Source organism: Methanolobus sp. ZRKC5 (assembly GCF_038446525.1).
Classification (GTDB): Archaea; Halobacteriota; Methanosarcinia; order Methanosarcinales; family Methanosarcinaceae; genus Methanolobus.
Genome location: NZ_CP151792.1, coordinates 1729573 through 1748557, shown reverse-complemented (window position 1 = coordinate 1748557; position 18985 = coordinate 1729573). Strand labels below are relative to the sequence as shown.

Below are 18985 nucleotides of genomic sequence, written 5' to 3'. Positions count from 1 at the left end.
ACTATTTTTTGAAATACAGCATAATTCCCAGGGAGCAGATATGCAAACTGAAAGGCTATTTGACCGAATCGATTCGATCCAGTTCAAGGGAATCACAAAAAAATACGGATCAGGATTTGCAGTAAAAGATCTTGACCTGGAAATACATGGTGGAGAACTGTTGATTCTTATCGGACCCAGCGGTTCAGGAAAAACTACCACGCTGAGAATGATGAACAGGATGATAGAACAGGATTTTGGAAGTGTCACCATCAATGGTCTTGACACGCGGGAAACAGATCCGGTTCGTCTGCGCCGTAATATGGGATATGTTATCCAGAATATAGGCCTTTTCCCTCACATGACTATTGGGGAAAATATAGGCCTTGTCCCAAAACTTGAAGGCTGGGATAAGAACAGAATAGAAGAACGAGTACGAGAACTGCTGGATTTCGTATCTCTTCCACCTGAAATGTTTATGAACAGGTATCCAAGACAATTGAGTGGAGGACAGCAACAAAGAATCGGACTTGCAAGGGCCATGGTGATGGACCCACCTCTGTTCCTGATGGACGAACCTTTTGGTGCACTGGATCCGATATTGCGCAAACAACTCCAAAAAGAGTTTCTTAAGGTCAAAAACGAAATCAACCGGACAATTGTATTTGTGACCCATGACATTGAAGAAGCACTAATACTCGGTGACAGGATAGCTATAATGGACCAGGCAAAACTTGTGCAGGTAGGTCCCCCTGAAGAACTCATTTTTAATCCTGTAAACGATCTTGTTGCAGATATTGTTGATACCCAGCGTAAATTCAAACATATGGATACTCTTAACGTTAAAGATCTGATGTCTCCATTTGAAGATAAATATGCCTTTGAAGGAAAAATGGAAGCATGTGATGCCGTTGAGGAGATGACAAATAAAGATATCGAAAATGCGTTCATATTTGATGGGGATGAACTCCTGGGACAGGTCACAATGATGGACCTTATGAAATGCAGGACTCAATCTCAGAAACTGGCTGATATAGCAAAACCCATGAAAACTTTCCAGCCGCTGGATTCTGTTGCACTTGCACTTTCCGAAATTAAGAAAAGTGGAGAACACCTTGCGATCGTCATGGATTCAAAACATCCTATTGGTATCCTTGTATCTGACGAGGTATTGCTAAAACTTATCTGAAGGAAACCTTATGTCAACATTACAGATCATAGCGAATGTCTGGGATAAGCACCTTATGACAATGCGTACCATTGAGCATTTGCAGATGTTCAGTATAGCTCTACTGCTGTCCATAGTAATAGGCGTTACCGTTGGTGTTTTCATATATATGAGACCTAAGACTGCAAATACCGTACTTAATTTCCTTAACATTGTGGAGACAATACCGGATCTTGCACTCATTGTACTGCTTCTTCCAATACTCAAACTTGGTGCCGGTCCAACCATCGCAGCATGCGTGCTCTATTCGATACTTCCAATTGCAAGGAACACTTACACGGGGCTAAAAGGTGTGGATGAGCAATACACCTACGTTGCTCATGCTATAGGTCTTTCTCCACGCGAAGCATTGTTTAAAGTGAGAATCCCTATGTCACTGCCACTAATAGCAGGTGGTATCAGAATAGCACTTGTATTCTGCATGGGTGTTGTGACTCTTGGAGGACTGGTTGCTGCAGGAGGACTTGGAACAGTACTGCAGAACGGGATCCAGCTCTACCAGAAAGATGTGATCCTCATTGCAGGATTGTGGACAGGATTACTTGCAGTTTTTCTTGACGGTTTTGCAGGCATTGTTGAGAAAAAACTCCATGAGAGGTATGGAACATGGTAATCCTTGAAACGGTACTTGAGGCGACCTGGGAACACATTGTCCTGGTATATACTACACTATTTGTGAGTATAGCCGTTTCAATACCACTTGCCTTTGCAGCACTTTACAGTAAGAAACTGGAATTTGCCGTGATGAAATTTGCAAATCTGGTACAAGCGGTTCCCAGCTTTGCCGTTGTAGCAATTATGGTTCCATTCCTTGGAATTGGTTTCACCCCTGCTGTGGTTGCTATAATGCTGCGTGCACTGCTTCCAATTATCAAAAATACTTACATCGGTCTGAGCAATGTCGACCCTGCACTAATAGATTATGCGGAAGGTATCGGACTGAGTCAGTGGCAAATTAACATGCACATAAGACTTCCAAATGCATATCCGGCAATGTTTGCAGGAATTAAATTTGCCGGTATCCTTGCGAACAGTATTGCAGTATTAACAGCTTTTATCGGAAGTGGTGGGCTGGGAGAAATAATATTCCAGGGTCTCATTGGTTACAACACCCGCACCCTCCTGGCAGGTGCTATACCTGCGATTATGCTTGCGATACTAATTGATCTTTCTTTCACAATACTTGAGAAAAAGGTCACTCCTGGATATATGAAAGAATAAAAAAGGCATACACCAATCCTTTTAATCCTTCGTTGCGTTAGAGCAAAAACGGACTGAAAAAATGAGCCTTAAGGATGAACTGAAAGGGATTATACCTGAAAAGGAACTCGAACAGCTACCAAATCGCTTTGACATTATAGGAGATATTGCCATTGTATCTGTTCCTGAAAGTATGGAAAAATACAATAATGTGATAGCTCAGACTATAATGGGAAGAATGCAGAACATTAAGACTGTGCTGAACAAGGTCTCAAAACTTGAAGGAAAAAGAAGAGTTGCTGATTTTAAGATCATTGCCGGCCACAGCACAGAGACCATTCACAAGGAATTTGGTTTTGCTTACATGATAGACCTGAAAAAGTCTTTTTTCAATGGCAGGCTCTCTTTTGAAAGAAAAAGAGTGACATCAATGGTAAAACCTGGTGAGGATGTACTTGTACCATTTTGTGGCGTTGGTCCCTTTGCAATACCTGCTGCTGCTGCTGCAAAGGTAGTTGCAGTGGAAATGAACGGCGAAGCATGCAAATCTTTCGTACGCAACTGCAAACTCAATAAGGTCGAAGAAAACATCCACATAATCAATGCTGATGCAACCCGCCTCCCCAACATGATCAAAAAACGATTTGACAGGGCTATCATACCAACACCATATGGCATGGACCTTTTTCTTGAAAGTATTTCCTCACTTGTGAAAGCAGGTGGGTATATACATTTCTATACTTTCAAACCCAAAGAACAGATTGCTGAATTGATAGGAAAATATGAAAAAATGGGATTTGTGGTTGAATTCCATCGAAGATGCGGTAATGTAGCACCTGGAATCAGTCGATGGGTGTTCGACCTAAAAAAATAAGGTTTGATAGTTTTTCAAAAAATAGCCATAATATATCTCAATCCTCCAGCGACCCCATAAGTGAATAGAAATGCTGTGCTTCGTGTGTAACATACAACTGATACCATGCTTCGAGAGTTTGGGCTGAGAACACGCCGAGCTCTCTGAGAACTTCACGCGCAAACTCCAGAGGAGCAACACCTGATGCGGTTATCAGATCATCATCATGAACCACAGATTCATGGCGATAGAACTTATCTCCGGCGTAAGTGGGACAGACTGCTTTCAGATATCCCAAATCATTGCTGGTGTGAGGACGGTTGTCCAGCAGCCCTGCCTTGGCAAGGCCCATTGTTGCACCACAAATGGCACCCACAAGAACACCCGCATTCAGGAACTCCTTTACTCTATCCAGCACAGGAGCATGGGTATCTTCCAGCCAGGTATTACCACCAGATAGAATCAATACTCCTGCATCATCAGTTGTGCATCTTTCAAGGCTCATATCTGGTGTAATACGTACTCCTCCCATGGTGACAACAGGTTCTTTTGTGATACCAACTGTCCTGACAGTGTATTTTGTAGCATCCTTTTGGAAGTAGCGACCCGTATTCATTTCAGCTATCAGGAAGCTTGGCTCCCAGTCGGCCATGGTGTTAAAGACATAAAGATAAGCTATCTTGGTCATGGTTATTTTCCAGATTGGTGAAGTATATTGGCTTTGATGAAATATATTATGTTATTGAGTAATGTTTAGGATAATGATTAAAATAATCAAATCCAGCGCCTTACATTTCTTTTGTAGACAAGGTATTGTTCACCGAAAATCTCTTCCATATTTCTTTCTTCCACGGAAATGAACAATTTTTCCATCAGGAATACAAAGATTACCAACGACATGAGACTAATTACCGACCCCAACAACAATGATACTCCAAGCAATATGGAAGTCATTCCGAGATACATGGGATGTCGACTGATTCGAAAAGGACCAGATACAATGAATGAAGAAGGCTTTTCAAACGGTTTTACAGTTGTGCTATTGTTTTTGAAGGCACTGTCAGTCCACAGGTTCAATACAATACCAAAAATAACAGGAACGATACCTGAATATGAGTATGGTGGACGAATGAAAGTCCAGGACGAAAATAAAAAATGTGATGTTATGGCCAAGAGCAATAACAAAAAGAAATAGCCGGGTGGCAATATCCTCTGTTTCATTTGCCTATTACTCCCCTACTAGTTGAACACATGCTGCCATATAATCAATTCCCATATTGACTTTGTGTTTGGGAGATTTATACGTTTGGTTTGATGGATGGTAAGCAATATCCAAAGGACTTATCTTCTTTAATTTATTGTGTCAGAATCATCTGCAAAGTAAGATTTCTACAAAGCCATTATTTCATAACTTTATACTGCACATGTAAGAAATCTTCTTTAAGCACTTCATGATCTAACATCTTGAGCATTTGTCCCGACTTCAGTACCTCCCCACACATATTTTCACTGTTGTGCCCTACTATAACAGGAGTTATGATCAGATCGATTTTGTCAATTAAGCCTTCATCCAGCATTATATCGCAAAGGGTGCTTCCACTATCCATGACTATTTTTTCGAAGCCGTATCTCTTAGTGCAAATTTCCAGAGCTTTTTTATAATCTACGTATTCCTCTCCAGTAACAACATATTCATAATTTCTTTCATTAAGATAGTTGAGGTACGAAAGTGATGTTTTTTCAGAGACTAACAATATTACGTCCTTACAGTACTCTGATCTTCTTAAGACATGCAGTAAGCCTTCAAGAATTCCAGAGGTATCCACTATTATCCAGTAAGGATTGCAAAGTGGGGCGCCATCATTTGATTTTATCGAGGGTTTGCTGAAGTCTGTGCTCTCTTCCGGTGGTACTTCCTCTATAAAACTCTCAATTCCGGTTTTAGCTGTAACCGATCCCACTAGTGTTGCATCAGGTTTGAATGAACTCAATATCTGATAATGCAATTCCAGATCAATATCAAATTCATTTATTGCTCCATCAAGACTTATTGTATTATGCATGTAACTATTCAGCCTGATAAAAACGCTATCAATAACAATCTTGACAAAAAGTTGAAACGTAAATTTCATTAGGATCATTTATTTTGATTGTTGCTATTGATTGATTTTTTGATTGTTAGATTGTTAGTGAGCAGACATCTCTATTTCGATGAAATCAGTACCAATAGGCAAATCGTGCCAGGCTGAATAGTTACTTATGCATTATGATTTCCGGGAACATATTATTCATATTTAATAATATTCTCGGATGCTTATTAATGTTAAACCATGTATGCTGATAATATTGAACTGGATTTTCCGGTATATTCTAATTCTTTTTATACGGAACCAAAATATGATTTCTAATAAATTGTTATTTCCAAATACAAAAAAAGTAAACCATAAACATGAGATTCAAAAAATCATATGCTTAATTGTTAACTCATAAAGAATGAAAACGTAAAAAAAAGGGAATTGGAAAAATTGGGTTCAAAGGAAGTGTAAACCCAATTACATCGATTCCGGTGCACCGATACCCAGTGTATCGAGAACACTTGCAAGAACTATCCTTGCACAGTTAACAAGAGCCAACCTGCTTGCTCTTATGTCATCCTCTTCAGCACTTACCACAGGTACGAACCTGTAGAACTGATTGAAGGAGTCTGCAAGTTCCCTGGCATAAGTTGCTATTGTATGTGGTTTCAGGTCTCTTGCACAGAGATCTATTATACTGTCAAATGATGCCATTTTCTTGATAAGGTCAATTTCAGTATCCTCGGTCAGCAATGAAGGATCAATCATTTGGTCTGGATTCCACTTGCCTTCTTCCTCTGCTTTTTTCAGTATGTTGCATGCCCTGGCATGGGAATACTGTATAAAAGGACCACCTTGTTTCTCAAAGTCAAGTGCCTCTTTCCAGTTGAACACTGTAGACTTCTCAGGGGAGACTTTCACAATATCATACCTGACAGCACCAATTCCCACCATGTCAGAAACTTCTTTCTTGAAATCATCTGCCATTTCAGGCCTGCGTTTCTCAACTTCCGCATAAGCCTGCTGCTCTATCTGGTCAAGCAGGTCGTCAGCAGAGATGAATTTACCACGACGGGTACTCATGGAACCTTCGGGAAGTGAGACAAACTCGAATATTACAATTTCCGGTTCATGTTTGCCGATGGCATTTAGAGTTGCCTTGAGTTGACCGGATATGAGTTTATGGTCTGATCCAAGCACATCGATCATCCTGTCTGCACGCTCTCCTTTCCACTCATGGTAGGCGAGGTCACGTGTCGTGTAAAGGGATGTTCCGTCACTGCGCTGTATGACCAGAGTCTTTTCAAAACCATAGTCTGAAAGGTCGACTACCAGAGCACCATTATCATCTTCGGTTCTTCCGGTTGCCTTTATTTCCTCAACGATACTGGAGACAGCACCTGAGCGAATAAAACCCGATTCATGTGGAAAACTATCATGACTGACATTCATACGCAAAAGCGTTTGCTTGATGCCTGTTACAGCAAATTCTACAGCTTCATCAAAGCTTTTAATCGTCTCTTCGTCGCCACTTTCCACAAGCTGCATGCGTTTATCTATTTCAGCAACCTTTTCCGGATTTTCATTGAGCAAAGCATTTGCCTTGATGTAAACGTCTGCTATTGCATGATCTGATTTTCTGGAACTATCAAACTCAAAAAGTGAGAGGGCCCATGAAACAATGGCTATCTGACGACCCATGTCATTAACATAGTACTGGGTTTCAACTTCATAACCTGCCTTTTTGAGTATACGCACAAGTGTATCACCAATTATGGAATTGCGTATGTGTCCAACATGAAGAGGGCCATTTGGGTTCGCTGAAGTGTGTTCCAGCAGTATTTTACCCTGACAGAAATTGCCACCAAAGGCTTCTTTTTCATCAAGTATAGCAAGTACCGTATTGTCAACATAATTGCGTCCTGCAGTTATATTTATGTAAGGACCAACTGTCTTGATATCGCCTATCATGGATCCATCGGGCAATTCAATAGCTGCGACTATTTTATCAGCAAGCTCTTTTGGATTGCTCTTTGCCTGTGCAGCCAGCTTGAAAGCGACCTTTGAAGCAATATCCGCATGCTGTGAAGACTCAAGTCCCAGATCATCTGTTTCAAAACCAAGGGATTCAAGGGCATTCTCAAGAGCTTCAGTAACCTGTTTTTTAAATTCAAGGAACAAAATAACACCTACATTATAATTAATAAATCAAACACCGGTATTGAATCGCAATATTGCTACTATACCGCCAAATGCATTCAGAAGCTGGGAACCTTCTTCAAAGTCAGTTGATATGAACTCGACCTGTGTAGCCATCTGGTCTGCGAGCTCTGAAAGCTCATCAACAATGTCAACCCTTTCAACTAGCTCAACGTTAGTTCCACATACAGGACAAGCTCCACCAGAAGCATCCTGCTCTCCTGGTTTGAAATTACGGGTGACCTTATCCTCGTAATCTCCATTGGGACATCTCAAAGTAAGTCTTTCTGCCCTCAGATCTTCGGATATCATCAGAATTTCCACTGCGCCAATATCCAGATTATTACGAACCTGAATCTCACCATAACCGGCCTTTCCGGAATCAGATACCAGTTCTGCAAAGAAACGCTGCATGAGCTTTTTCTCAACCATTAGATCGATGTCTGCAAGCCTTTCACTGGCAGCATTGACAAGTTCTGAAAGTCCGGATTCATCAGTATATGCAACATCGAAAAGCCCAAGCTGTTTTTTCAATAGCTCGTGGTGCAGAAATTCTCCTGATTCGAATTCTTCTTTTGTAGGAGAAGGACCACCAATGAGAACACCCTGGAAATCTTTGTGATCCACCGTCATGAAAACATCGCTTGCAGCATCACCTATTCGTTTGTAGAACTCATGAATAGCAATAAGCCTCAATTGCTGGAATCTGTGAGCACTCTGACCTCCTTTCCTCTGTTTCCCGGGAACAGTTGATGTCAGGGTTCTGAAATGTTCTATGTGTTTTCCCACAAGAAGACCTACTGTTGCTTCTCTTCTGTCAAGGACCAGCAGACCGTACGTCTTTACATCTCTTAACATCTCCTCAAGTGGCTCAAGGAAAAATGAGGAATCACAGTGATACCTGTATGTGATAATAGGCTGGGGTGGTTCGACTATGGTTGTTTCCATGCTAGTTTTGTTAGCACCTATATCCACAGCTCCTGTGAAAAAAACGATACCATTCTCAGGAACTTCCACATACCTTAATCTTGAAAGGAGGGATTCAAGCGCACCCTGTACGTTATCACGCGTCACCTTGGATTTGATGTTAGCAGCCTGGCCGTGTTCTCCTTTGAGCTGGGATGTAACATCAGATATGTGTTTTGAGGGGGGAATGTACAAAGAAACTAGTTCGGTTCCACGTCCTTTTTTGACCCGTAGACTCTCTAATTTCTTTTTGAATTCATATTTCGAATGAGCGGATTGTTCTGACATTGTGTGAATACTCCGGTTGAAATGAAGAGATTATCTATATCTTCGATTAGTTTTGTTGCCTATGTATACGTTGCTATAAATATAGATTGTGACAGAAGTTGTAACAGGTAGGCATTGTAACTCTTCTACTAAAAAATCATAGAACTTATGTAATATATTATACTACATAAGATGAGAAACAGAACCATCTTTAGAGAGCAGGACGACCCTGCTAACTTCTACGTCTTCTGCAACCTTATAATCAAGGTGTCCGGCCAGCTTTACTGAGAAATCCATTACTTCACCATGGGAAGGCATTGCTTCACGGGGGAGCCTCTTTCTTGAAAAACCAAGATGCATGTACGCTTTAACCTCTATATAATCAGGTTCTGCCAGTTTAATTAGCTCCGCATAACCTTCTGAATCGAACATATTGACACCTTTGATGAGTGTTATACGTATGACAGTTCTTGTTTCCTTTGTTTTGAGCACTTCAAGGGATTTGAGAATATTATCCCATAGTGAAGGTGATTTTGGGAGACAGACCTTTTCATATGTTTCCCTATCAGGAGCATCAAGGCTCATGTATAACTGGGAAGGGTTTATTTTTGCCATCATTTCAGGAACTGTACCGTTACTTACAACAAAAGTAGTCAACCCCTGTTCTTTGAACTCATCTACCAGTTCGGGAAGATGTGGAAAAAGTGTAGGTTCCCCTGAAAGAGATATGGCCACATGCTTGGGATCCTTCCCTTCAATCCAGCGTTCAGGCGGAGCTGAGTGTCCAAACCCTGATATAAGTTTTCTCTGGGATTCTATTGAAGACCCCACTATTTCCACTGGAGAGTCCCATCCAACAGGCATGGGTACGTCCACTTCTGTGGGCCTCCAGCAGTGCAGACACTTCTGATTACACATGAGCGTTGGCGTCATCTGAAGACAGCGATGTGAATGGATACCATAGAAAACGGACTTGTAACATTCGCCTTCGTCCTTGATGGACCTTCTAAGCCAAAGACATGTCTTAACAGCGGAATGCTTGCCTGCAAGACTGTATCCCTGTTTCTTTAACAGACTTTTAAAATCCGTTATATCCTCAGTTTTTTGTTTTCTTCTGGTCATTTGATTTGTAGTTAATTTTCAGATATATATAATGAATGGAAAGGTCTTGAATGTGATTAACAGAAAAATGATCAGAGTGCTATTTAACAAAAATATATATGCATACGAGACTACTTTTAGATATGAGCCTGCTGCGAAAACTCTATGACGATTCTCTGGATAAGAAAAAAATAAGGAACACTGAAAAAAACGCTGTCGAAGCTTATAGCAAAGGACATGTCCATCTAAAGTTAGGATACTGTGAAGAAGCCATTGACTCTTACATCAAAGCTGAAGAACTGTGGAATTCCCTGGGAGATATATTTTCTGTGCAGGGGATGGATAAAGAAGCCTCAAGGGCATATGTAAAGGCAGTTGAGACATGGTTTGACAGAAGTTTTGTACTTTATAAAATGGGCAAAAATGAAGAGGCATTAGAACTTATAGACAGGACCCTTGAGAAACAGGCAAGTAACCCTAAAGTTTTTTGCAGTAAAGCACTGATACTCTTTGAAAATAAGAAATATGAAGATGCTCTTAAGTGCCTTGAGAATGCCTTGGACCTAAGCGTTGAAGACCCAGGTGCCTGGTGCTACAAAGGTAACACTTTATGCAAACTTGGCAGGTACGATGAGGCATTGGAAGCATATGACAGATCCATAGAATTGTCAAATCCTCAGGCTTTTCAGTTCCCCCGTTTTGCCTGGATATCAAGGAGTTCCTCCTCACAGATTCTGCCAGATTCTGCACAGGCATGGTATTGTAAGGGTGTCGCCCTTTTCGAACTTAAAAGATATGATGAAGCCAAAAAAGCACTTGGAAATCTGCTAGAAATAGAACCGGAGTTTGAGAATGCAATAGAACTCAGGAAACTTTGTTCCAAAAAATCAAAAATAGAATCGGATCAAAATAAAAAATAGTAATAAAAAATGGTAACTATTCAGCCTAGCTCACTTCCACCAAGCTGATTTCTTCATCCACGATTAATTCTGCAACTTTGGAACAAATGAATTGCCATAAAATATTGCACTAATTGCATCGATAACAGATTCAGAATTCTTATTAACAGTAGACACGTATCCTCTTATACGGCAGAAATTTTTTGCACCCTGTTTACTGCGGAAAGTACCTGATATCTTCTGCTGTACTTTCGTCATTCTGATATCTCTTTCAGCCTGATTGTTATCAAACGGAACGTTTTGGTCGTACATAAATCGCAAGATATCCTCTTTATGGCCAATAAACCTATCCAGCAAATTCTTTACCGTGGTCTGCTTCTTACGTCCTCGTTTTTTAGACCGCACATTTGATTCCGGATCAGGAGGATTTTCATTCACTCCTAAACAAGTTATGTGATCATAATCCTCACTGAACCTTTGAATTAGCTCAGTATCTAAAAGATCATTATCAACATGATGTTTAATGCATATCAAGAGATCACTCATTATCTTTGGCCACTGTTGATCACTGTTTTCGGAAGCTCCAGTTAACTCTCGTAATAAATGTGCATTACATAATGAATGTTGACATTCATATTTGTTGTACGGTTTCCAAAAATCATGTGTTGCAACACCAGTGTAACCTGGTAATATGCCCATAGCATCCATTGCTTCTGAGCCCCTTTTGCGATGTGCAAAATAATAGGTCAGTTTGTCTGTACCTGCCACATGAAGCCAATTACGAACTGCATTTATTCTCATTCCTGTTTCATCCAGATTGATGACAGGAGATTCTTTCAGGAGATGTTTCACTGTATTTTCAAAAGCTCCAAGCTTCTCAAAACAACTACGTTCCGTGTTCACCAAAGTAGCAGGACTTATCTTGCATCCCAAAATATCAGAGAACAACTTGGTAACACGCTGATAAGGAAGTAATTGGTAAGTGTGCAAATAAACTGCAAATGACTTAACTCGATGACCGTATTGAGTCGGCTGAGTTACACCATCTGGAAAAAGAGCTTTGTTTACATGAGAACATTTGGGACATGTTTTAATCTCGCAACGATGTTCAATGCAATTGATAGTTATAGGAGGAATGTCAAAGACCTGTCTTCTTTCATAGTTAGAGGGAACAGAAGCTAACGATCTCCCACAATTGACGCATTGATTAACAGGATGAACAATAACTTCATCCGGATCATCATTTATTCTTAATGTAGTACCAGGATGACCGTTTTGACCACCTACATGCTTATTGGTCTTTTTTCTTTGACTTTTAACGGTTGGTTTATTCCGTGCATAAGAATCAGTAGAAGGTGGTTTGCTACTGTTGCGACTATTCTTTTCAAGCATTTCTTCCAAATGCCTGACACGCTCTTCAAGTTGTGCAATTTGGAGAGATTGATGTTCAATTATCCCAAGTAATCGAGTTACAAGTTCTACTACTGCTTCTGGACCAGCTTCATAAACTGCAAGTATTTCTTCGCGGTCTATACAAATCCCCTCAGATTGATAGACGTTTTTTATGATATTTTACTGAATATTTTTTAACACATAGAATGAAGCCATAGTATATTGTTTTTTGCATCATTAAAACAGTTAGGCTGAATAGTTACAAAAAATGTAACTATTCAGCCTGATAAAAACGCTATCAATAACAATCTTGACAAAAAGTTGAAACGTAAATTTCATTAGAATCATTTATTTTGATTGTTGCTATTGATTGCTTTTTTGATTGTTAGATTGTTAGTGAGCAGACATCTCTATTTCGATGAAATCAGTACCAATAGGCAAATCGTGCCAGGCTGAATAGTTACTAAAAAATGAAAGGGAAAATCAGCTTTATTCCCTTTCCATTATTTTTCTATCTATGATATCAATATTTGTGGGTCTTTGCCATCTCCACCATTGCCTGGAGGTTCTCGGTTGGAGTCTTGCTCACAATACCGCATCCAGGTGCCAGCAGACCAATTCCTGCATCCAGAACCTTCTGTGACTCTTCCTTGATCTCCTCAGGTGTCCTGTTCCAGAGCATGTTAACAGGATCGAGGTTACCAACGATGACAGCATTTTTCACATTTCCGACAGCTGTTGCAGCATCTACGTTCTGGTCAACACTTATACCATCCACACCACATGTTTCCATGACTCCAAGACCCTGGGTTGTGTCACCACATACGTGCAGTACTGTTGGAACATTAAGCTCACGCATAGCATCACAGACCTTCTTGTGGAAAGGTACCACGAACTTCTCGTAGAACTCGTTACCGATAAGCTGTGGACTTGCAGTTGGGTCAATGATGACCATTGTGTCTGCACCGCTCTCTACCATCTTCTTTGCATACGCAACACTGAACTCAGTTGTGAATTCCATGAGCGCAAGACCAAATTCTTCCTTTGTCATAATAGCCATGAACCACTCGTCACCATTGATGTGCTGAGCAAGGGAGAAAGGACCGATCATACTACCCATAATAGGGAGTTCGTCTCCATATTTGTCTGCAAGGATCTTGATAGCATCACATACGACATTAATCCTGCCGTTGTCAAGTGTGTAGCCTTTGAGCTTTTCGATGTCTTCCATACTACTTACAACGTGACCAATCACGGATGGCTGCTGTACCTCTGTACCATCTTTGATCTCACAGCCAAAGAACTCAGCTTCTGCGGTGATATCGAAAGGCACGCGTACAGCTTCAAAGCCTACTACGGTGTGACCTGCTTCGGCAAGTGTTGCCATCTTTTGAGCGTCATAGTTTGCTTCAGGCCAGGCAGCGCCACAGGCTTCCATCTGATCTACAGTTCCGGTCTGAGTTACGGATACTGCAGGCATCCTGTCAACTGACTGACCGGTTAATGCACGTGCTAATCTTTCTTTTGGTGTATATTCTGCCATTGTATTAAACTCCTATAGTGTAATATTGTCAAATGGTGTTCACTTAGATATATATTTTTCGATTAAGCACTCGATAAGTTTAAATACATAAAGAAAAAGAATGTGTCTGGAAAGACATAAATACGAGATGAGATCATTCTTACAAAAGCTGATTTTCAAAAACAATGAAAAAAATAATGACTGCTTATGCACCTGTTTTTGAACCATGAAGGCAAAAGAAAACAGCTTTGCATAAACAAATACTTACACAATATATTTTAGAATAATCAAAAATACAGACGCTAATATCAAAACGCAAAGATACATAAAATATAAATATGATATTTTGCACATGTGTGATTTAATATCTCGATGAGACAAAAAAAAGACACTTTCGTTAGAATTCCAGAATAATCCAATATAATGCACATATCGAAAATTAAGCAAAACATAATTGATTATTCATTAGTAACTATTCAGCCTGATAAAAACGCTATCAATAACAATCTTGACAAAAAGTTGAAACGTAAATTTCATTAGGATCATTTATTTTGATTGTTGCTATTGATTGCTTTTTTGATTGTTAGATTATTAGTGAGTAGACATCTCTATTTCGATGAAATCAGTACCAATAGGCAAATCGTGCCAGGCTGAATAGTTACATTCATTATATTCCTTTTGAAAAGAAATCTGTATTAAGAATTACTGCAAAATAATTGGACTGGATACTAAATCCAAATGTCTATAATAAATGTCTACAATAATAATAGTATGCTAATATACAATACAAAATCAAGCATACATCATGGGTTTAACAGAAATATATAAATACAAGAAACAAATCTGTCTTAATTAAAAAACTGTAATGTATACCCCCTTTCACTTCTGATAGGGCTATTTTGTCTAAATAGGAGAATTATCATGCAAAATATCTACAAATACCTCAAATATGCAATTGGAGGAGAAAAAAGAACCGAAAGGGAGCATGACATAAAAGTTTTCAAAAAATCAGAAGAATTAGCTCTTAAATATGGGATAGAGTATGATCCTAGAATTTTTGTGCCTGATGATCTTGAAGCTGCAGATTCTGTATTTGAAGCCGGTATTGAACTTCTCCATTCTGTAGGGATATTCTGTAGAAGCACCCAGAGAGTTATTAATATTGACGAAGAAGATATTTTGAAGGCTTTGAATACCACAAACCCTCTTGAGATTGGAAGACTCAAAGAAAAAGTAATAGTAGCAAATCGTTACCCTATGGCTTCATTCCCACCTGTGATCATAGGCGGTCCGATGGGAGGAAGCATATCAGAGGAAAATTTCCTTTACGTTAACTTAAGCTCTGCACAGGAGAACGTTGTGCAAGGAATCTACAGCGGAGCCATGAAACAATTTGGGGGAGAATATATACAACCAAAAAGCCCGTTGGAGATGCTTGCAGTTCTGAAGGCATCCAGAAATGAGAGACTGGCTTCCAAAATAGCCGGGAGAGAAGGGCTTGCACTTATGGGTCCGAGCACCTCAACACTTACAACATCATCTTTGCTTGTATCATCAGATGAGCTTTATTCAAGTGCTGACCCCCAGGAAGTTTACATGGATGATCTGAAAGTGGACTATGAGACCCTGTCAAAATGCATTTATCATCAGGAACATGGTAATCACTATATATCAGGCCAGGTACCTGTTTTCGGAGGACCATGCATTGGTTCCCCTGAGGGACTTGCCATCATAGATGTGGCTGAAACTCTACAATCAAAAGTTCTGGCTCACTCCAGCATACACGCATCCGGTGCAGTACATGCTGAAACCGGCTCATCATCTGCCAAGGAGATACTGTGGGCATCAAATATGTCATCCCTTGCAATTTCCAGAAATATGAACTATTATACTGCAAGATACTACTGGAACGCTGCTGGTATCTGTACGGACATGATGTTCTATGAGACTGCTGCACAGACTATTGGCGACACTGTATGTGGCAGGAACATACTGCTTGGACCCACTGGCAGACTTGGAAGCGTCCCTGACCACTCATCCGGCCTCGAATCTCGATTCATGGGTGAGATGGCCCAAATGGCAACCCACCTGACCCTCTCTGAAGCTAATAAGCTCGTGGCAAAGATATATGCAAAATATGCTGATCGCCTCAAATCCCCACCACAAGGGAAACCCTTCGAGAAATGTTACAACATCCGTTCTGAATACGATATGGAACCTACCGAGGAGTATCTGGCACTTTACAGGAAGATATCTTACGATATATTGGGAGACTTCCCCGGGGAGCCAGTTTGAGAAAAAAGTAATACCATGAATTCTTTTCAAAAACGATTATGAAATTTCTTTTCTGTTATTTGATTTACTTTAAATTCAAGTACAGAAGATAACTTTTTCTTACTTTCCTGATTTAGCCTCTCAAAGATATTCACTTTAAAATCGTCATAAACACGTATCTCTGCTTTTTTAAGCTCATTGTAACTATTCAGCCTGATAAAAACACTATCAATAGCAATCTTGACAAAAAGTTGAGACCTACATTTTATTAGGATCATTAATTTTGATTGTTGCCATTGATTGCTTTTTTGATTCTTAGGTTGTTAGTGAGCAAACATCTCCGTTTTGATTAAATCAGTATCAATAGGCTAATTGTGGTAGGCTGAATAGTTACAGCTCATTTTTGTCTCTACGAGGGCGTTGCATATAAATCACCAAATTCGGGGCTCTGTAGAAAACCTATTGAAATCAACATCAATAGAATTAAATTCACAAATTTAATCAGTGTCATGCAGCACATTCCGAATAATTGTTGACTTTAATTATCACCAAAAAATAGAGGATTTCTACATACCGACATGAAAAATTTATAGCCTAGAAAAATATCCTCATCAACTTCAATATGATGATAAGTATTCATCCATTCCTGAAAATCATCTGTTTTCGATACTATTTTAAGAATATTAACAAAAGGTAAAATTCGGTCTGCGGATAAATTATCGTTGAACAATTCTAAATCTTCACTAACCATTCCACTCTATCCTTAGATATTTACTATCTAAATAAACAGTACTGATAGGATAATGTCTTTTGGACAACAAATGAATATGAATTCAAAAAATAGGTTGAGCCAGCGGTGATAAGTCGCTGGCTGCTAGGGAAGTGATAAACTAATTTATCACGTGGATTCTGGACTTAGAATACAAGTCCGAGCTCTTCAAGCTTCCTGCGTGCACCATCGTAGACCTTCACATACTCGTCGGTTGGTGTGACGGTAGCGATGTCGTAACATTCCTGGAATGTCTTTCCTTCTGGTGCTGTTGCATAGTCTTTCTCGTAGAGTTTGACAAGGTTGTCAATGATACCGTTGACCTCTGCAATGTCCATACCTGAAGTTGCTCTTGCGACTTCTCCCATCATCCTTGCTTCCATACCTGTGGTCTTGTCCTGGACAACACCCTTTGCAGCTGCAACACCGGAGAGGATCTCACGGCCGGATGCTGTGTCGGTCATAGATTGTGCGGATGCTTCAAGCAGACACATCTCGGTACATGGACCTGCACATGGATAGTACTGGTTACCGGAGATTATGTCTGTGAATTCTGAGATTGTTGCACATGCCCATCCAGCGATCTGAAGGGTTTCACGAGTGTTTGTGGATCCCCAGCGGATGTGGACTGGACCATCAAGATGCCAGCTTGCATTGCTCATCACAAATGCATTGATGTGGGTTGCGATGTCGACAATTGTGGTTTCTTCTATGCCACCGGCATATCCACCAAAGATAGGCATCTGTTCATCCATAATGATGTCACTGTTACCCTGATAATGTGCCATCACACTGATAGCGTCAAGGTCGATCTTAAGCTCATTGAGCTGTGATACTTCGTGACTGTCACTGCAGACCTGGCCACCGGCACAGTCTGAAGCGATATTTCCCTGAGCGGACAGGGAAGTCTCTGGTCCCTATATGCCCATGCCTGGCCTTCCGGCCATTGCAGCTGCATTCTTGATGAGCCTTGTCTCGGTCTTGGCTGCAAGAATCTCATAAGGGCTCTTTGGAATTGGTGGTTTCCCGCGAACGGTCATCATGACACCGTTAACGATTGTGTCGACTTCCTTCTCAAGAGCGTAGCTCATGTGAACAGGCATGAACATGTTCTCGGAAATAGGGGAACCTGTTGGACCACCCTGAACTATTGGCTTTCTCTTGTCGCCAACATTTCTTTTCTTAACGTTTACTGCATCTCTGCCAGTTCCAAGTGTGAATCCTTTCTGGACGTTGTTAAGAGCATCCCATATCTCATCTTCAGTATATTTTACTACACGACTTGTGTCGGTACAGAATATACCACAGTCAAGAAGCATTTCAAAACCTGCTTTGAACAGGTTTTCCATCATGTCCTTGTCGGTTGGGATAAATTCGTTCTTGAAGTCAAGGTTATATTTTTGCTTGAGCTCCATTGACTTCATAGGAATGGTCATAAGGTCCCAGTCGTCCTGGGACATCTTGGTACCTTTCTTTGCACGCTCGTAGAATTCAAAACAATCCATTGATCTTGAAAATGTCATATTATGTGCCTCCTTATTTCATTATCTCAAGAGCTACACGAGCTGCATCTGCTGCATTTTCTGCTGTTGCATCTGCTCCGATCTCTGCGATCCAGCCATCTGAAACTGGTGCTCCACCGAACATGATCTTGACATCATCTCTGAGACCTTCTTCCGTAAGCATCTCTACTGTGTCCTTCTGACCAAGCATGGATGTTGTCATAAGTGCTGAGCCTACGAGGATGACCTTCTTGCCCTTGTTCTTTGCAACTTCTGTAACGATATCATCGTTTGGAACATCTACTCCCATATCAAGGATCCTAAAGCCGTTTGCACCAAGCATTGTTGTTACAAGGCGGTGACCGATATCATGAATGTCGCCTTCCTGTACGTAAGTGATAGCAAGACCTACACCTTCATCATCTGCTCCCTTTTCTTCTGCAAGTATAGGAACTAAAATTTCCATTGCAGCATTCATTGCCTTTGCAGACATCATGATCTGTGGAAGGTATACTTCTGCTGCTTCAAATTTATCTCCTATGATCTTCATACCTACTGAAAGACCGCCATTGATGATCTCAACTGCAGTGAGTCCGCTGTCAAGAGCTTCCTGGGTAGCTGCTGCACTGCCGTTGATGTTCTGGGTAACGATTATATCTCTGAGTTTGTCTAACATTTCCTGGTTTGACATATTTTGCCTCCTTATGTGATAGTAGTTTTGATTAAGGTAGAAAGCAACGTTTTGACTTTCTGAGTGTT

Annotated in this window: 16 protein-coding genes and 1 pseudogene; 6 read left to right on the top strand and 11 right to left on the bottom strand. The window is 40.5% G+C overall.

Annotated elements, in window-relative coordinates:
- The first annotated feature begins 40 nt into the window (after nt 1-40).
- From WN948_RS08580 to WN948_RS08565, 4 genes are all read left to right on the top strand, one after another.
- On the top strand, nt 41-1168 hold the full coding sequence (locus WN948_RS08580; protein ID WP_342303801.1) for a betaine/proline/choline family ABC transporter ATP-binding protein: 1128 nt from the start codon (nt 41-43) through the stop codon (nt 1166-1168).
- 10 nt (nt 1169-1178) lie between these two features.
- The gene (locus tag WN948_RS08575) at nt 1179-1820 is read left to right on the top strand and encodes an ABC transporter permease (protein ID WP_342303800.1); all 642 of its coding nucleotides are present in this window, start codon (nt 1179-1181) and stop codon (nt 1818-1820) included.
- Complete coding sequence (locus WN948_RS08570; RefSeq protein WP_342303799.1) at nt 1814-2428, top strand: ABC transporter permease; 615 nt, start codon at nt 1814-1816, stop codon at nt 2426-2428. The genes WN948_RS08575 and WN948_RS08570 overlap by 7 nt, the downstream gene beginning before the upstream one ends.
- A 61-nt stretch (nt 2429-2489) precedes the next feature.
- The gene (locus WN948_RS08565) at nt 2490-3281 is read left to right on the top strand and encodes a class I SAM-dependent methyltransferase family protein (protein ID WP_342303798.1); all 792 of its coding nucleotides are present in this window, start codon (nt 2490-2492) and stop codon (nt 3279-3281) included.
- Between the two features lie 37 nt (nt 3282-3318).
- Here WN948_RS08565 and WN948_RS08560 read toward each other — a convergent pair whose 3' ends face one another.
- The 6 genes from WN948_RS08560 to twy1 form a co-directional block, all read right to left on the bottom strand.
- The gene (locus WN948_RS08560) at nt 3319-3948 is read right to left on the bottom strand and encodes a type 1 glutamine amidotransferase family protein (RefSeq protein ID WP_342303797.1); all 630 of its coding nucleotides are present in this window, start codon (nt 3946-3948) and stop codon (nt 3319-3321) included.
- A gap of 86 nt (nt 3949-4034) precedes the next feature.
- Nucleotides 4035-4481 carry an isoprenylcysteine carboxylmethyltransferase family protein gene (locus tag WN948_RS08555; protein WP_342303796.1) on the bottom strand — a complete coding sequence of 149 codons (447 nt, stop codon included), beginning with the start codon at nt 4479-4481 and terminating at the stop codon, nt 4035-4037.
- Between the two features lie 179 nt (nt 4482-4660).
- A complete protein-coding gene (locus WN948_RS08550) occupies nt 4661-5323 on the bottom strand; it encodes a dihydrofolate reductase family protein (RefSeq protein ID WP_342303795.1) in 663 nt (220 codons plus the stop codon).
- Nucleotides 5324-5812: 489 nt separating this feature from the next.
- A complete protein-coding gene (argS, locus tag WN948_RS08545; RefSeq protein WP_342303794.1) occupies nt 5813-7516 on the bottom strand; it encodes an arginine--tRNA ligase in 1704 nt (567 codons plus the stop codon).
- A 27-nt stretch (nt 7517-7543) separates the two neighbouring features.
- Nucleotides 7544-8788 carry a peptide chain release factor aRF-1 gene (gene prf1 / locus WN948_RS08540; protein ID WP_342303793.1) on the bottom strand — a complete coding sequence of 415 codons (1245 nt, stop codon included), beginning with the start codon at nt 8786-8788 and terminating at the stop codon, nt 7544-7546.
- Between the two features lie 162 nt (nt 8789-8950).
- The gene (twy1, locus tag WN948_RS08535) at nt 8951-9889 is read right to left on the bottom strand and encodes a 4-demethylwyosine synthase TYW1 (protein WP_342303792.1); all 939 of its coding nucleotides are present in this window, start codon (nt 9887-9889) and stop codon (nt 8951-8953) included.
- Nucleotides 9890-10011: 122 nt separating this feature from the next.
- Here twy1 and WN948_RS08530 point away from each other — a divergent pair, with 122 nt between their 5' ends.
- Nucleotides 10012-10788 (top strand): tetratricopeptide repeat protein, encoded by a 777-nt coding sequence (locus tag WN948_RS08530; protein ID WP_342303791.1) that lies wholly within the window; start codon nt 10012-10014, stop codon nt 10786-10788.
- 63 nt (nt 10789-10851) lie between these two features.
- On the opposite strand, the gene WN948_RS08525 is transcribed toward WN948_RS08530, so the two are convergent.
- Together WN948_RS08525 and mtbA are read right to left on the bottom strand one after the other, a co-directional pair.
- Nucleotides 10852-12306 (bottom strand): IS66 family transposase, encoded by a 1455-nt coding sequence (locus WN948_RS08525; RefSeq protein WP_342306440.1) that lies wholly within the window; start codon nt 12304-12306, stop codon nt 10852-10854.
- A gap of 376 nt (nt 12307-12682) precedes the next feature.
- Nucleotides 12683-13702 carry a methylcobamide:CoM methyltransferase MtbA gene (gene mtbA, locus WN948_RS08520; RefSeq protein ID WP_342303790.1) on the bottom strand — a complete coding sequence of 340 codons (1020 nt, stop codon included), beginning with the start codon at nt 13700-13702 and terminating at the stop codon, nt 12683-12685.
- A 900-nt stretch (nt 13703-14602) separates the two neighbouring features.
- Here mtbA and WN948_RS08515 point away from each other — a divergent pair.
- On the top strand, nt 14603-15976 hold the full coding sequence (locus WN948_RS08515) for a monomethylamine:corrinoid methyltransferase (RefSeq protein WP_342303789.1): 1374 nt from the start codon (nt 14603-14605) through the stop codon (nt 15974-15976).
- 517 nt (nt 15977-16493) lie between these two features.
- Here WN948_RS08515 and WN948_RS08510 read toward each other — a convergent pair.
- The 3 genes and pseudogenes from WN948_RS08510 to WN948_RS08500 form a co-directional block, all read right to left on the bottom strand.
- Nucleotides 16494-16706, bottom strand: coding sequence for a hypothetical protein (locus WN948_RS08510; protein WP_342303788.1), 213 nt, complete (start codon nt 16704-16706; stop codon nt 16494-16496).
- A gap of 164 nt (nt 16707-16870) precedes the next feature.
- Nucleotides 16871-18247: pseudogene (locus tag WN948_RS08505) on the bottom strand (monomethylamine:corrinoid methyltransferase).
- Between the two features lie 13 nt (nt 18248-18260).
- A complete protein-coding gene (locus tag WN948_RS08500) occupies nt 18261-18917 on the bottom strand; it encodes a methyltransferase cognate corrinoid protein (RefSeq protein ID WP_342303787.1) in 657 nt (218 codons plus the stop codon).
- Nucleotides 18918-18985 lie beyond the last annotated feature (68 nt).